Origin of the sequence: Pseudomonas sp. RW409 (assembly GCF_003184125.1) — a bacterium.
In the GTDB taxonomy this organism is placed as follows: domain Bacteria; phylum Pseudomonadota; class Gammaproteobacteria; order Pseudomonadales; family Pseudomonadaceae; genus Aquipseudomonas; species Aquipseudomonas chlororaphis_I.
The window spans coordinates 263,372-278,322 of record NZ_QHHP01000002.1; the positions used below are offsets into that span (position 1 = coordinate 263,372).

The following is a 14,951-nucleotide window of genomic DNA, read 5'->3' on the forward strand; positions in this document are numbered from 1 at the left end:
CTTGAACCCGACTCAGTAAGTACCTTCCTACCTATGGCTAAAATTATCGGCATCATCGTCGTGTTCGCGAGCGTGCTCGGCGGATACGTGCTTTCTCACGGCAAGATTGCCGCCCTGATCCAGCCTTTCGAGGTGCTGATTATCGGTGGCGCCGCGCTGGGGGCGTTCCTGCAGGCGAACCCCGGCTACATGACCATGCACGTGCTCAAGAAGTCCTTGGGGATGTTTGGTTCGCGCTTTTCCCAGACCTTCTACCTGGAAGTGCTGGGGCTGATCTACGAGATCCTCAACAAGAGCCGCCGCGAAGGCATGATGGCGATCGAGGGCGATATCGAAGATGCCGCCGCCAGCCCGATTTTCGCCAAGTACCCATCCGTGCTCAAAGACGAGCGCATGACCGCGTTCATCTGTGACTACCTGCGCATCATGTCCTCCGGCAACATGGCTCCCCACGAGCTGGAAGGCCTGTTCGACATGGAGCTGTTCAGCCTCAAGGAAGACCTCGAGCATCCGTCCCATGCGGTCAACGGCATCGCCGACGGCATGCCGGGTTTCGGTATCGTCGCGGCAGTACTGGGTATCGTGGTGACCATGGCGTCCCTGGGTGATGGCGACCAGAAGTCCATCGGCCTGCACGTAGGTGCGGCGCTGGTCGGTACCTTCTTCGGTATTCTCGCGGCCTACGGCTTCTTCGGCCCGCTGGCTCATTCCCTGGCGCACGACGCCAAGGAAGAGCTGAACGTCTACGAAGCCATCAAGGCCTCCCTGGTGGCCTCGGCTTCCGGCATGCCGCCATCGCTGGCCGTGGAGTTCGGGCGCAAGGTGCTGTACCCGGCGCACCGTCCGAGCTTCGCCGAGCTGGAACAAGCGGTTCGCGGTCGCTAAGCCATGGAAAACAATCAGCCGATTATCATCAAGCGCGTCAAGCGCTTTGCCGGCGGACATCACGGCGGGGCGTGGAAGATCGCCTTCGCCGACTTCGCCACGGCGATGATGGCGTTCTTCCTGGTGCTGTGGCTGTTATCCACCGCCACCCCGGAACAGAAGATCGCCATCGCCGGTTACTTCAAGGACCCGATCGGCTTCTCGGAAAGCGGCACGCCCTACATCATCGACCTGGGCGGTTCTCCCGAGCTGGCGCCGGAAAACACGCTCAACCCCGAGATCAAGTCGCAGCCGCAGCCGGACAAGGTTACGGTCGATACCGATCAGGTCGAGAGCATGGCCGAGCAGGTGGAAAGAGAGCGTCTGGAGCTGTTGCTGCAGGAGTTGCAGAACAAGGTCGAAGAAAACCCGCAATTGCAGAAGTTCAAGGACCAGATCCTGTTCGAGATCACTCCGGACGGCCTGCGTATCCAGATCATCGATTCGGAAAACCGGCCGATGTTCGACTCCGGCAGTGCACGCCTGAAGCCGTACTTCGAGGACATCCTGCTGGCCATGGCCGACACCATCAAGGCGGTGCCGAACAAGATCAGCATCAGCGGTCACACCGATGCCAAACCTTACGCGGGCACCGGAGATTTCGGTAACTGGGAGCTTTCGGCCAACCGTGCCAACGCCGCGCGTCGGGCGCTGGTGGCGGGCAGCTATCCGGACGGTCAGGTGGCTCGCGTGGTGGGTTATGCCTCGTCGTCGCTGTTCGATCGCAAGAACCCGTTCAACCCGATCAACCGGCGTATCGACATCGTGGTTCTGACCAAGAAGGCCCAGCGCGCGATCGAAGGTGAAGTCGCTCCCGAGGCTCCGGCTCCAACCCAGGGCCAGGGCGCCCCGGGCGAAGTGCCGGTCGACCCGAACGCCTTGCCGCCGGAGCAGGAGCCGCTCCCGGCCCATGAGCTGCGCGAGCGCCTGAATATCTTCGACGACGCTGCACCGAAACCAGCTGAGCCACCGAAGCAGTGATTGACAAAAAAGCCGACAGAAATGTCGGCTTTTTTGTGGGCGTCAGAAAACTCAATAACCTCGGCGGATCCTGGCCTTGAGTTCTGTATGGAAACGGTCGGCGTTGCTTCTGTTGACGGCACGCTGGGATTCGCTTCCGTTCACGGACTCAAGCGAGAACGAGCGTTTGAGGGCCGATTCGTTTCGGTAGGCTTCGATGAAAAAATCGATGTCGCTGGCTTTGGTCAGCTTCGGCCATTTGTCGAGGTATTCCGGTAATTCGCTGGTGCTGGTCTTGAACGAGCAGATCCGTCGATTACTGATGGTCGCCTCACCGATCTCGAATGGTACCCACCAGGACTGCGCGGTCCTGTCCGACACCACTGCCAGCAGATGCGTGCATTCGGTGATATTGCGGGTAATGACTCCGGTGATGTCTTCTGTGCTCTGGGATTCCAGATCCAGTACATCGAGGTAGGTTTTGATGCTGGCGTCCTCCAGACGTTTGTTGATGCTCATGGCCTGAGGACGGTCGGTGTGTCGGTAGCTGATAAATACAGGCATCAGAAATGTCCTTTGATTGCCAGTTCGCGATAGTAGGCGCCGAGTGCGGTGAGGCGGCAGCCTGTGGAGTTGATGGCGGCGTAATACATATGTTCGGCGTCCACCGGTTCGATCAGGCTGTGTCGGTTGCACTTTTGCAGTTGGGAAAAAATGTCGCCGTGCTCGGGGTCGAACGATGGGTCCGTGGGTTCGTAGCTGGGGGCGAGGGCGAATACCGATTGGGCTTCGGGAAACCAGTCGGGCAGCTTGCGCAGGATTTCTTCCGGGATGAGTGGAGGGACTTCGCGCAGGGCGATGAATTGGGAGACGTTGGTCTTGAATACCGGCCGCTGTTCCCAGGCCCCCAGCGCATTGTCGACGAACGAATAGAGGCTGCCGGGAGTGATTGCGCCCAGGACGTTGGCGGCACCGCCGTGCAAGGCTTGCAACAGTAACCCGGTGAAGACCCCGTGGCCGCTCTGCTCCATGGCAGGCTGGGCTTTCTTGCAGGCGGTCAGAATGGTCATGCCTTCGCCGATGACGCTGGCACCGCCCCTCAGGCCGCGGGCTTCTGCGGCAGCGCCTGATTCGCAGCAGTCGAGAATGATGACCTTGTTCTTGATCTTCTCTGCTTCATTGGCCCATTGCAGGATATCGCTGATACGAATGCCATCGTGGCTGGTTTTGTAGTCCTGCGGAATCAGCATGCCTTCTTCGATGCTCTTATCGAAGTTGCCATGGCCGGCAAAGTACAGCAGTGCGACGTTACAGTCGCCGGAAAACAGCTCCTTGATACTTTCTTCGAGCATTCGACGCGTCAGGTTTTCTTCTGCGGAAGTTAAAACGTGGTTTTTGAAGTTTGGTTTTCCAGTTGCGTGACGCTCCAGTATTGAGGCCATGGCAATGGCGTCGTTATTGCAGCCGCTCAGCGGACTTATATGTGTGTAGTTATTGATTCCGATAAACAATGCCTTGCGCATACTTACACCGCCGTATGCAAACGAATTGCGCTAACAATGCTTTTGGTATTCCACGCACATTCGGCATGGGCAGCATCGCGCACCACCGTGGAAATCCGCTCGGCGCCAAACGGTTTGATGGCGATGATGGTCTTGCCCAGACGCTGAGCAATTGCGATTTCTTTGTTGATCCACTTGCTGTAGGTGGAATACATGCCAGCCATGATCAATACGGCCGAGCAGGGACGTATCTGGTTTTCGATGGCCTCCTCAAGTTGCTTGTCTGTATGCGCGCCGACGATAGGGTCTTGCCAGGGCACGGAGAAGTTTTTGAACTTGAAGCCGGGTTGGTCGTTGAGCATCTCCACCAGCCTGTCATGCTTGTCGGAGTAGCTCCAAGAATGGCTGATGAATAGGTGGTAAGTTTGCATGGATGGGTCCTCGATAGCGCAATATTGATGCGTGTCCGCATCGCCTGAATGACGACATGGCGAGGAGTTGAATGTATTGGAACAATTGCAGCTAACAAGGTCGCAAGCTGAAAGCAGATACTTCCTTGTTTGTGTGTTGGATAGTTCCTACAGGAAGTTGTCTATCATCGGGGTTTTTACAGGGTGCCGAATAAGTAACTTCGCATGCTTGCGAAGTTACTTATGTCTTTTTAGTAGCTGCTATCCGGCAGGCTGGCGATGATCGAGCGGTAGCTGTTCATCCGTTGCTGCTGGATCCGCCCGTCTTCCAGGGCCTTGAGCAGGGCGCAGCCCGGTTCGCGGTCATGCTTGCAGTCACGGAAGCGGCAGGTGCCCAGCAGGTCGTTGAACTCGATGAAACCCGCTTCGACATCGGCGCGGCTGACGTGGCCCAGGCCGAATTCGCGAATCCCCGGGGAGTCGATCAGTTCGCCGCCGCCCGGGAAGTGGAACAGGCGCGCGGTGGTGGTGGTGTGGGTGCCCTGGCCGGACAGCTCCGACAAAGGCCCGACGCGGGTTTCGACATCCGGCAGCAGGCTGTTCACCAGCGACGACTTGCCCACGCCAGACTGGCCGACGAACACACTGATCCGCCCGTCCAGCTGAGCTTGCAGCTGTTCCATGCCATTGCCGTGGTGGGCCGAGACTTCCAGCACCGGATAGCCCAGTTGCCGATAGACCGCCAGCAGGGCGTTCAGGGCAGGGGCGTTCTGCTCGTCGATCAGGTCGAACTTGTTGAGCAGCAGCAGCGGGCGGATGCCGGCATGTTCGGCCGCGACCAGGTAACGGTCGATCAGGTTGGCATGGGGCTCGGGCAGCGGGGCGAAGACGATCACGATCATGTCGACGTTGGCGGCGACCGGCTTGAGCTGGCCGCGGCTATCCGGACGGCAGAGTTCGGTGTGGCGCGGCAGTTGCGCGACGATTACGCCGATGCCCTGGTTGCCCGGGCGCCAGACCACCTGATCGCCGGTCACCAGCGCCGGCAGGTTGGCGCGCAAGTGGCAGCGGAACACCTGGCCGGCCAGTTCGCCCTCGCGCGCCTCGACCTCGACCTGCACCCCGAAGTGGGCGATCACCAGGCCGGTCTGTTCGGGGCCGAGGTCGCCGCCTTCCAGTGCTTCCACGGCAGAGGATTCACGTTTGGCGGCGCGGGCGGCGCGTTCGCCTTGAATCTTTTCGATGCGCCAGTTTTGGCGACGATTGAGCTGGCGTTTGGCCATTGGTGTTCCGTGTCGAGAATGCGGCGGTTAGATAAAACGGCCGCGAGTTTAGCACGCCAGCAGGTCCCTCTAGGCTAAACTGCGCAGCTACGCCGAGGAGCCCACACATGCAAAACCCGCAGAATCTGATCTGGATCGACCTGGAAATGACCGGTCTGAACCCTGATACCGACGTCATCATCGAGATGGCGACCATCGTCACCGATAGCAATCTCAATACCTTGGCTGAAGGTCCGGTCATCGCCATCCACCAGAGCGATGAAATTCTCGCCGGCATGGATGAGTGGAACACCCGCCAGCACGGCGGCTCTGGGCTGACCCAGCGCGTGCGTGAAAGCCGCATCAGCATGGCTGAAGCGGAAGCGCAGACCATCGCCTTCCTGGAGCAGTGGGTGCCCAAGGGCAAGTCGCCGATCTGTGGCAACAGCATCTGCCAGGACCGGCGTTTCCTGTATCGCCATATGAAGGCGCTGGAAAGCTACTTCCATTACCGCAACCTTGACGTTTCCACCCTCAAGGAACTGGCGGCCCGCTGGGCGCCGGACGTGCGCGACAGCTTCAAGAAAGGCAGCACCCACCTGGCGCTGGACGACATCCGCGAGTCGATCGCCGAGCTGCAGCATTACCGCAAGCACTTCATCAAGCTCTGATGATTCGATGGCGCCGGTTCTGATGTCATCGCGGGCAAGCCTCGCTCCTACAGGTTTGCATAAGGCTTGCCCGCGTTCGCTCGCCGGGGTCCCCAGCAATTCCAGCCGGCGCCCCCTTTTGGTGCCAGCAGCAACTGAGTAGACTGCGCGCCTTCCTGTAAGGACCGCCATCATGCTGCTGATGCTTTACCTGATTGCCATTACCGCCGAAGCCATGACTGGCGCCTTGTCCGCCGGCCGTCGCGGCATGGACTGGTTCGGGGTGGTGTTGATCGCTTGCGTCACGGCCCTGGGCGGCGGTTCGGTGCGTGACGTGCTGCTGGGGCATTACCCGCTGACCTGGGTCAAACACCCGGAATACCTGGTGCTGACCTCGGTCGCGGCCCTGGTGACCATCTTTATCGCGCCCTTGATGCGCCACCTGCGCTCGCTGTTTCTGGTGCTCGACGCCGTGGGGCTGGTGGCGTTCACCCTGATCGGTTGCATGACCGCGCTGGAAATGGGCCACGGCATGGTGGTGGCATCGGTCAGCGGGGTGATTACCGGGGTATTCGGCGGCATCCTGCGCGACATCTTCTGCAACGATATTCCGCTGATCTTCCGTCGCGAGCTGTATGCCAGCGTCTCGTTCGCCGCGGCCTGGTGCTACATGCTCTGCATCTACCTGCAATTGCCCGGCGAGCAGTCGATCCTCATCACCCTGTTCGGCGGTTTCCTACTGCGCCTGCTGGCGATCCGTTTTCACTGGGAAATGCCCAAGTTCGTCTACAACGATGAGCAGTGACGGCTGGCGTGTTGCTTCAGCGCCCATTCCACGTGTTCGCGCACCAGCTCTGACGGGTAGTCCCGACGGGCCTTGAGGGCTTCCAGCACCGGAATGCTCGACGGCGCGTTGCCCAGCCCTACCGCCAGGTTGCGCAGCCAGCGTTCGTAGCCGGCGCGGCGTAGCGGCGAGCCTTCGGTGCTGCTGAGGAACTTGTCCTCGTCCCACATGAACAGCTCGGCCAGCTCGGCATTGTCGAGGTTGTGGCGTGGCTTGAAGTCGCCTTCGCCGGAAGGGCGGGCGAAGCGGTTCCACGGGCAGACGATCTGGCAGTCGTCGCAGCCGAACACCCGATTGCCGATCAGCGGGCGCAGGTCTTCGGGAATGGCGTTTTTAAGTTCGATGGTCAGGTACGAAATGCAGCGCCGGGCGTCCAGTACATAAGGGCCGACGAAGGCCTTGGTCGGGCAGATGTCCAGGCACGCGGTGCAGCGGCCGCAGTGCTCGGTGGCGTGGGGCTCGTCCACCGGCAATGGCAGGTCGACGAACAGTTCGCTGAGGAAGAAGTAGCTGCCGGCCTTGCGGTTGAGTACCAGGGTGTTCTTGCCGATCCAGCCGAGCCCGGCCTGTTCGGCGATGGCTTTTTCCAGCACCGGGGCGCTGTCGACGAAGGCGCGATAGCCGAACGGGCCGATTTCCTTCTGGATGCGCTCGGCCAGTTGCTGCACGCGCTTGCGGATCAGCTTGTGATAGTCGCGGCCCAGGGCGTAGCGCGAGACGTAGGCTTTTTCCGGTTGGGCCAGGCGCTGCGCCATCTGGGTGTCGCCGGGCAGGTAATCCATGCGCAGGGACACCACGCGCAGGGTGCCGGGCACCAGTTCGTCCGGGTGGGAGCGTTTGCTGCCGTGGGCGCCCATGTAGTCCATTTCGCCGTGGTAGCCCGCCTCGAGCCAGCGCTCCAGGTGCTGTTCATGCTCGGCCAGGTCCAGGCCGCTGATGCCGACTTGCTGAAAGCCCAGCTCGCGGCCCCAATCCTTGATCGATTGGGCGAGGGCGGGCAGATCGGTGGTAATGGCAGGCATGAGGCGAGAGAAACCGGGGCTGAGGTGCGTATAATTCTGCCAGACATCGGAGCCCGAAGACGCATGCCGCAGACAAAACACCCTTTACCCGACATTCAGCTGCTGACGCCCGGCACATTGCCGCGGCTGGCTGCCCGTGCGCCAAGCGCCCATAAAGGCCAGTTCGGGCACCTGTTGCTGATCGGTGGCGATCGCGGTTTTGGCGGTGCGGCGCTGCTCTGCGCCGAGAGCGCCTTGCGCGGCGGTGCCGGGATGGTGTCTCTGGCGACGCGCAGCGAGCACGTTGCGGCCGCTCTGGCGCGGGTTCCGGAGGTCATGGCCCTGGGCACAGACTCGGCCAACCAGTTGATGGGCTTGCTGGAGCAGGCCTCGATCATCGTGGCGGGCCCTGGTCTGGGGCAGGCGGCCTGGGGGCGCAGCCTTTTATCTGCCGCCGCCAATGCGCCACGGCCCCAGGTCTGGGACGCCGATGCGCTCAATCTGCTGGCCAAAGGCGGTTTGACCTTGCCGTCGGGCAGCGTGATCACCCCGCATCCGGGGGAAGCCGCGCGGCTGCTGGGGATTTCCACTGCGCAGGTGCAGGCGGATCGTCCGGCCGCCGCTCAAGCGCTGAGCAAAAAATACACAGCTGTGGCCATCCTGAAGGGCGCCGGAAGTCTGGTCGCCAGCCCTGATGGCCGCTTGGGTCGCTGCGACCGCGGGCATCCGGCCATGGCCACGGCGGGGCTGGGGGATGTGTTGGCTGGCCTGGTCGGGGCGCTGCTGGCCCAGGGGGTGCCGGCGTTCGATAGCGCTTGCCTGGCGGTCTGGCTACATGCCGTCGCGGGCGAGCATCAAGGTAAATTGGGCCGGGGGCTGGCGGCCAGCGATCTGATTCCGGTCATTCGTCAGTTGCTGGAGGAGCAATCACCGTGTCTGAAATAACCCTGTATCTGGCAGACGAAGACGCCATGATCGCCTTTGGCGCGCGCCTGGCGCAGGTCACTCAAGGGGTGGGTGTGATCTTTCTGGAAGGCGATCTGGGGGCGGGGAAAACCACGCTGTCCCGGGGCCTCATCCGTGGCCTGGGACATGCCGGTGCAGTGAAAAGCCCGACCTTTACCCTGGTTGAGCCCTACGAGATCGGCGATGTGCGGGCCTTTCACTTCGATCTTTATCGCCTGGTCGATCCTGAGGAGCTGGAGTTTCTCGGCATCCGCGATTACCTGGAGGGTGATGCACTGTGTCTGATCGAGTGGCCCCAGCGTGGTGCGGGCTTTTTGCCAAAGCCGGACCTGACCATTACCATTAGCCCGCATAACAGCGGGCGTTCCCTGCATTTGTTGTCGCAAGGCTCGCGTGGCGAGGCCTGGTGTGCCGCTTTGGCGTTGGAATTCAAATAATTGATGGGGTTAGGTATGCGCATTCGCGCGTTGGTTGCTGTCGTAGGACTGTTGCTTACGGCATTGGCCGTCGACGCTCTGGCCGCTACACAGGTCCGCAGCGTTCGCCTGTGGCGGGCACCGGATAACACTCGACTGGTATTTGACCTGTCCGGTCCGGTCCAGCACAGCGTCTTCACCCTGACGGCCCCTGATCGTCTGGTGATCGATATCAACGGTGCGACCCTCGGCGGGCCGCTGAATGTCTCCACGGCGAATACGCCGATTACCGCCATGCGTTCGGCCCAGCGCACCCCCACCGACTTGCGGGTGGTCGTCGACCTGAAAAAGGCCGTCACCCCCAAGAGTTTTACCCTGACGCCCAATGCCCAATACGGCAATCGCCTGGTGGTCGACTTGTTCGATAACCCGGCGGACGCCGCGCCGACGCCGCCACCGGCACCGAATGTCGCGACCGTGCCGGCAGTCCCGGTAACGCCGACCAAGCCTGAGATCAAGCTGCCACCGGCCCCGGCCGGCAAACGCGATATCGTCGTGGTCATCGATGCCGGTCACGGTGGCGAGGACCCGGGTGCCTCCGGCTCTCGCGGCCAGCATGAGAAAGACGTGGTACTGGCCATCGCCCGCGAGCTGCAGCGCCAGATCAATGGCCTCAAGGGCTTCCGCGCCGAGCTGACCCGTACCGGCGACTACTTCATTCCGTTGCGCGGTCGTACCGAGATCGCCCGCAAGAAAGGCGCCGACCTGTTCGTCTCGATCCACGCCGACGCGGCACCGTCCCGCGCGGCCTTCGGGGCCTCGGTATTCGCGCTCTCCGACCGCGGCGCCACGTCCGAGACAGCCCGTTGGCTGGCGGACAGTGAAAACCGTTCCGACCTGATCGGCGGGGCCGGCAACGTCAGCCTCGATGACAAGGACCGGATGCTTGCTGGCGTATTGCTGGACCTGTCCATGACGGCCTCGCTGACTTCCAGCCTGAACGTCGGCCAGAAAGTGCTCAGCAACATCGGCCGGGTCACCCCGCTGCACAAGCAGCGCGTCGAGCAGGCCGGGTTCATGGTGCTCAAGTCTCCGGACATTCCGTCGATCCTGGTGGAAACCGGCTTTATCTCCAACGCCAACGAAGCCTCCAAGCTGGCCACCGTCAGCCACCAGCAAGCACTGGCGCGTTCCATCAGCAGCGGCGTGCGGCAGTTCTTCCAGCAGAACCCGCCGCCGGGCACCTACATCGCCTGGCTGCGTGATTCCGGGAAGATTGCCCAGGGGCCGCGCGACCACCGCGTGAGCCCGGGCGAAACCCTGGCGATGATCGCCGTGCGTTATCAGGTTTCCGCCGCCACCCTGCGCAGCGCCAACAACCTGAGCAGCGATGAGCTGAAAATCGGTCAGACCCTCACCATCCCGGGTACAGAACTGGCGGCCAAGGAATGAATGACGCAGTCATCAGCAGCGCCCGCATCGAGCTGCTCAGCCCGCGACTGGCGAACCAGATTGCCGCCGGTGAGGTGGTCGAGCGTCCGGCATCGGTGATCAAGGAGTTGCTGGAGAACAGCCTGGACTCCGGCGCCAAGCGCATCGATGTGGACGTCGAGCAGGCGGGCGTCAAACTGCTGCGGGTGCGCGACGACGGCAGCGGCATCTCCGCGGATGATCTGCCGCTGGCCCTGGCGCGCCACGCCACCAGCAAGATCCGCAACCTCGAGGATCTGGAACAGGTCATGAGCCTGGGCTTTCGGGGTGAGGCGCTGGCATCCATCAGCTCGGTCGCCCGCTTGACCCTGACTTCCCGCACCCGCGAGGCCGATCAGGCCTGGCAGGTGGAAACCGAAGGCCGCGACATGGCGCCGCGCGTGCAGCCGGCGGCCCACCCGGTCGGTACCTCGGTGGAAGTCCGCGACTTGTTCTTCAACACCCCGGCTCGGCGCAAGTTTCTCAAAGCCGAGAAAACCGAGTTCGATCACCTGCAGGAAGTGATCAAGCGCCTGGCGCTGGCGCGTTTCGATGTCGCGTTTCACCTGCGTCACAACGGTAAAAGCGTCCTCAGCCTGCATGAAGCCAACGATGACGTGGCGCGCGCGCGGCGGGTGGCAGCGGTGTGCGGTTCGGGCTTTCTCGAGCAGGCGCTGCCGATCGAGGTTGAGCGTAACGGCCTGCATCTGTGGGGCTGGGTAGGCTTGCCGACTTTTTCCCGCAGCCAGGCGGATCTGCAGTATTTCTACGTCAATGGTCGCGCGGTGCGCGACAAGCTGGTGGCCCATGCGGTGCGCCAGGCTTACCGCGATGTACTGTTCAACGGTCGGCACCCGACCTTTGTGCTGTTCTTCGAAGTCGACCCGGCGGTGGTCGACGTCAACGTGCACCCGACCAAACACGAAGTGCGCTTCCGTGACGGGCGCATGGTCCACGACTTCCTGTACGGCACCCTGCACCGCGCCCTCGGCGATGTCCGGCCGGAAGACCATCTGGCGGCGCCGGCAGCGGTCGCCGGCATCGTGCGGCCGAGCGGGATCGAGGCTGGCGAGTTCGGCCCCCAGGGTGAAATGCGCCTGGCGGCGAACATGACGCTGGAACAGCCGCAGGCCCAACCGGCCTTCAATCCGCCAGGGGCCGGTTCGGGCGCGGGTTATCAGTACCAGTACACGCCGCGTCCGCAGCCAATGCTGCCGGCGGCCGAGGCGCAAAGCGCCTATCGCGAGTTCTTTGCGCCCTTGCCTGAGTCCGGGGCGACGGCCTTGCCGGATGCTCAGGGCGATATCCCGCCGCTGGGCTATGCGCTGGCGCAGCTCAAAGGCATCTATATCCTCGCGGAAAACGCCCAGGGCCTGGTGCTGGTGGACATGCACGCGGCCCACGAGCGGATCATGTATGAGCGCCTGAAGGTGGCGATGGCCAGCGAAGGCCTGAGCGGCCAGCCGCTGCTGGTGCCGGAGTCGATCGCGGTCAGCCAGCGCGAAGCCGACTGTGCCGAGGAGCACGTCAGCTGGTTCCAGCGCCTGGGATTCGAGTTGCAGCGCCTGGGCCCTGAGTCGCTGGCGATCCGGCAGATTCCGGCCCTGCTCAAGCAGGCGGAAGCCAACCGCCTGGTGCATGACGTCCTGGCCGACCTGATGGAGTACGGCACCAGCGACCGTATCCAGGCGCACCTCAACGAGTTGCTGGGCACCATGGCCTGCCACGGGGCGATCCGGGCCAATCGCCGCCTGGCCCTGCCGGAAATGAACGGCTTGTTGCGCGACATGGAAAACACCGAGCGCAGCGGTCAATGCAACCATGGCCGACCGACCTGGACCCAGTTGGGCCTGGACGATCTGGACAAACTCTTCTTGCGCGGTCGTTGATGAGCCAGCTTCCCCCAGCGATCTTCCTGATGGGCCCGACTGCCGCTGGCAAGACTGACCTGGCCATCGAACTCACCAAGGTTTTGCCTTGCGAGCTGATCAGCGTCGATTCGGCGCTGGTCTACCGTGGCATGGACATAGGCACCGCCAAGCCGTCCAAGGAAATCCTGGCCGAATTTCCGCACCGCCTGATCGACATTCTCGACCCTGCCGAGAGTTATTCGGCGGCGGATTTCCGTACCGATGCGCTGGCGGCCATGGCCGATATCACCGCGCGCGGCAAGATTCCGCTGCTGGTGGGCGGCACGATGCTCTATTACAAGGCTTTGCTCGAAGGCTTGGCGGACATGCCGCCGGCCGACCCACAGGTCCGCGCCGAGCTGGAAGAAGAAGCGGCACGCCTTGGCTGGCAGGCCCTGCACGACCAATTGGCGGCCATCGACCCCGAGTCGGCGGCGCGGATTCACCCCAATGATCCCCAGCGCCTGACCCGGGCGCTGGAAGTCTATCGGGTCAGTGGCCTGAGCATGACCGCCCACAGACTGCGACAATCTGCGCAAAGTACTGAAGCAGCCGCTTCGGGACGGGGACAATTGCCCTATACTGTCGCGAACTTGGCCATTGCCCCGGCAAACCGTCAGGTACTGCATGAGCGCATTGCACAAAGATTCACAATTATGTTGGAACAGGGATTCGTCGACGAGGTCGTAGCTCTGCGTTCTAGAAGTGACCTGCATGCCGGGTTGCCGTCTATACGTGCTGTAGGCTACCGACAGGTCTGGGATCATCTGGATGGCAAGCTGACATTCGCCGAGATGCAGGAACGCGGCATCATTGCCACGCGCCAATTGGCGAAGCGCCAGTTCACCTGGTTGCGTAGCTGGGCTGATTTACACTGGCTGGACAGCCTTGATTGCGACAATCTGCCACGCGCCTTGAAATACCTGGGAACGGTCTCCATATTGAGCTGAGTCCTTGCAATTGCCGTCTATCCTTGGGGGTGGGGCGGTTTTAGCCATCTGTTTTCTGATTTTTTATTATTGATCCTTAAAGGAGTGCGGCACATGTCAAAAGGGCATTCGCTACAAGACCCTTACTTGAATACTTTACGTAAAGAGAAAGTTGGGGTTTCCATCTATCTGGTCAACGGGATCAAACTGCAAGGTACGATCGAGTCTTTCGACCAGTTCGTCATCCTGCTGAAGAACACCGTCAGCCAAATGGTTTACAAGCACGCTATCTCGACAGTGGTACCGGTTCGTCCAATTCGCCTGCCTAGCGCATCCGAATCCGAACAGGGTGACGCTGAGCCAGGTAACGCCTGATAGGAGTCTCCTTTGTTCTTTGAGCGCCACGGTGGTGGTGAGCGTGCAATTCTCGTTCACTTGGATGGTCAGGACCCTGAGGCGCGCGAAGATCCGCAGGAGTTTCAGGAGTTGGCAATATCGGCCGGCGCCGAGACCGTCGCGTTTGTTAACGTGCCGCGTCATCGGCCAACCGCCAAGTACCTGGTTGGCAGCGGCAAGGTCGAAGAATTACGCGACCTGGTCAAAGCCGAACAGGTCGACCTGGTGATTTTCAATCACATCCTCACACCCAGTCAGGAACGTAACCTCGAACGTGCTTTCGAGTGTCGCGTGATTGACCGCACGGGTCTGATTCTCGATATTTTCGCCCAACGTGCCCGCACTCACGAAGGCAAGCTCCAGGTAGAACTGGCCCAGCTTGAATATATGAGTACGCGTCTGGTTCGTGGCTGGACTCACCTTGAGCGGCAGAAAGGCGGTATCGGTCTGCGTGGTCCGGGTGAAACCCAGCTCGAGACCGACCGGCGTCTTCTGCGGGTTCGCCTGCGGCAGATCAAGGCCCGGCTGGAGAAGGTCCGCAGCCAGCGCGAACAGGCCCGTCGTGGGCGCAAGCGTGCCGATATTCCTTCGGTATCGTTGGTGGGCTACACCAACGCCGGCAAATCCACCTTGTTCAACTCCGTGACCGAGTCCGATGTATTCGCGGCCAACCAGCTGTTCGCCACCCTCGATCCGACCTTGCGCCGGCTCGAGCTGGACGATCTGGGTCCGGTCGTGCTGGCCGACACTGTGGGGTTCATTCGTCACCTGCCGCACAAACTGGTCGAGGCGTTTCGGGCTACGCTCGAAGAGTCGAGCAACTCCGACCTGCTGTTGCATGTGATCGATGCCCATGAGCCCGAGCGCATGGCCCAGATCGAGCAGGTCATGGTGGTGCTCGGCGAGATCGGAGCCCAGGACTTGCCGATACTGGAGGTCTATAACAAACTCGATTTGCTCGAGGGGGTAGATCCGCAGATCCAGCGCGATGCCGACGGCAAGCCGCAGCGGGTCTGGTTGTCGGCTCGTGAGGGGCAGGGGCTGGACTTGCTCAAGCAGGCCATTGCCGAGCTGCTGGGCGAGGATTTGTTTGTAGGCACCTTGCGCTTGCCGCAGCGTTTTGCTCGACTGCGAGCGCAGTTCTTCGAGTTGGGCGCAGTGCAGAAAGAAGATCACGACGAGGAAGGTGTCAGCCTGCTGGCTGTCCGCTTGCCGCGAGTCGAGCTGAATCGACTGGTAAGCCGCGAAGGCATGCAACCGCTGGAGTTCATCGAGCAACACACTTTGCAATAAAAGCCTGAGAAAGCGGTT

Annotated in this window: 16 protein-coding genes; 11 read left to right on the plus strand and 5 right to left on the minus strand. The window is 61.7% G+C overall.

Annotated features, from left to right (window positions below; genetic code table 11):
* Positions 1 to 33 precede the first annotated feature (33 nt).
* The gene (gene motA / locus DK261_RS01295; RefSeq protein ID WP_007921402.1) at positions 34 to 885 is read left to right on the plus strand and encodes a flagellar motor stator protein MotA; all 852 of its coding nucleotides are present in this window, start codon (positions 34 to 36) and stop codon (positions 883 to 885) included.
* A gap of 3 nt (positions 886 to 888) precedes the next feature.
* Entirely contained in the window at positions 889 to 1,905 is a 1,017-nt protein-coding gene (gene motB / locus DK261_RS01300; RefSeq protein ID WP_038630459.1) for a flagellar motor protein MotB, read from the plus strand.
* Between the two features lie 51 nt (positions 1,906 to 1,956).
* Here the strand turns inward: motB and DK261_RS01305 are convergent, their stop codons facing one another.
* The 4 genes from DK261_RS01305 to rsgA form a co-directional block, all read right to left on the minus strand.
* Positions 1,957 to 2,448, minus strand: a complete 492-nt coding sequence (locus DK261_RS01305; RefSeq protein ID WP_038630460.1) for a toll/interleukin-1 receptor domain-containing protein — start codon at positions 2,446 to 2,448, stop codon at positions 1,957 to 1,959.
* Positions 2,448 to 3,407, minus strand: coding sequence for a caspase family protein (locus DK261_RS01310; protein WP_038630461.1), 960 nt, complete (start codon positions 3,405 to 3,407; stop codon positions 2,448 to 2,450). The genes DK261_RS01305 and DK261_RS01310 overlap by 1 nt, the downstream gene beginning before the upstream one ends.
* A 2-nt stretch (positions 3,408 to 3,409) precedes the next feature.
* The gene (locus DK261_RS01315) at positions 3,410 to 3,817 is read right to left on the minus strand and encodes a TIR domain-containing protein (RefSeq protein ID WP_038630462.1); all 408 of its coding nucleotides are present in this window, start codon (positions 3,815 to 3,817) and stop codon (positions 3,410 to 3,412) included.
* Positions 3,818 to 4,047: 230 nt separating this feature from the next.
* Positions 4,048 to 5,079: a small ribosomal subunit biogenesis GTPase RsgA gene (gene rsgA / locus DK261_RS01320; protein WP_009046685.1), complete on the minus strand. Its 1,032-nt coding sequence runs from the start codon at positions 5,077 to 5,079 to the stop codon at positions 4,048 to 4,050.
* Positions 5,080 to 5,186: 107 nt separating this feature from the next.
* On the opposite strand from rsgA, the gene orn reads away from it, so the two are divergent.
* Both orn and DK261_RS01330 read left to right on the plus strand, forming a co-directional pair.
* Positions 5,187 to 5,729, plus strand: a complete 543-nt coding sequence (gene orn / locus DK261_RS01325) for an oligoribonuclease (protein ID WP_007921399.1) — start codon at positions 5,187 to 5,189, stop codon at positions 5,727 to 5,729.
* Between the two features lie 169 nt (positions 5,730 to 5,898).
* Positions 5,899 to 6,513, plus strand: a complete 615-nt coding sequence (locus DK261_RS01330; RefSeq protein WP_169915460.1) for a trimeric intracellular cation channel family protein — start codon at positions 5,899 to 5,901, stop codon at positions 6,511 to 6,513.
* Here DK261_RS01330 and queG read toward each other — a convergent pair.
* On the minus strand, positions 6,495 to 7,574 hold the full coding sequence (gene queG, locus DK261_RS01335; RefSeq protein WP_007921396.1) for a tRNA epoxyqueuosine(34) reductase QueG: 1,080 nt from the start codon (positions 7,572 to 7,574) through the stop codon (positions 6,495 to 6,497). The two genes, DK261_RS01330 and queG, sit on opposite strands and share 19 nt — an antisense overlap.
* A 63-nt stretch (positions 7,575 to 7,637) precedes the next feature.
* Here queG and DK261_RS01340 point away from each other — a divergent pair, with 63 nt between their 5' ends.
* The 7 genes from DK261_RS01340 to hflX all read left to right on the plus strand — a co-directional run bounded on the left by DK261_RS01340 (position 7,638) and on the right by hflX (position 14,933).
* Positions 7,638 to 8,498 carry an NAD(P)H-hydrate dehydratase gene (locus DK261_RS01340; RefSeq protein ID WP_110175175.1) on the plus strand — a complete coding sequence of 287 codons (861 nt, stop codon included), beginning with the start codon at positions 7,638 to 7,640 and terminating at the stop codon, positions 8,496 to 8,498.
* Entirely contained in the window at positions 8,486 to 8,956 is a 471-nt protein-coding gene (gene tsaE, locus DK261_RS01345; protein ID WP_009041903.1) for a tRNA (adenosine(37)-N6)-threonylcarbamoyltransferase complex ATPase subunit type 1 TsaE, read from the plus strand. Before DK261_RS01340 ends, tsaE begins: the two co-directional genes overlap by 13 nt.
* 3 nt (positions 8,957 to 8,959) lie before the next feature.
* Positions 8,960 to 10,387, plus strand: coding sequence for an N-acetylmuramoyl-L-alanine amidase (locus tag DK261_RS01350; protein WP_196762704.1), 1,428 nt, complete (start codon positions 8,960 to 8,962; stop codon positions 10,385 to 10,387).
* Complete coding sequence (gene mutL, locus DK261_RS01355; RefSeq protein WP_038630465.1) at positions 10,384 to 12,294, plus strand: DNA mismatch repair endonuclease MutL; 1,911 nt, start codon at positions 10,384 to 10,386, stop codon at positions 12,292 to 12,294. Before DK261_RS01350 ends, mutL begins: the two co-directional genes overlap by 4 nt.
* Positions 12,294 to 13,265 (plus strand): tRNA (adenosine(37)-N6)-dimethylallyltransferase MiaA, encoded by a 972-nt coding sequence (gene miaA, locus DK261_RS01360; RefSeq protein WP_009046689.1) that lies wholly within the window; start codon positions 12,294 to 12,296, stop codon positions 13,263 to 13,265. Before mutL ends, miaA begins: the two co-directional genes overlap by 1 nt.
* A 93-nt stretch (positions 13,266 to 13,358) precedes the next feature.
* Complete coding sequence (hfq, locus tag DK261_RS01365; RefSeq protein ID WP_007921378.1) at positions 13,359 to 13,619, plus strand: RNA chaperone Hfq; 261 nt, start codon at positions 13,359 to 13,361, stop codon at positions 13,617 to 13,619.
* A gap of 12 nt (positions 13,620 to 13,631) precedes the next feature.
* The gene (hflX, locus tag DK261_RS01370) at positions 13,632 to 14,933 is read left to right on the plus strand and encodes a ribosome rescue GTPase HflX (protein ID WP_007921372.1); all 1,302 of its coding nucleotides are present in this window, start codon (positions 13,632 to 13,634) and stop codon (positions 14,931 to 14,933) included.
* The last annotated feature ends 18 nt before the right edge of the window (positions 14,934 to 14,951 follow it).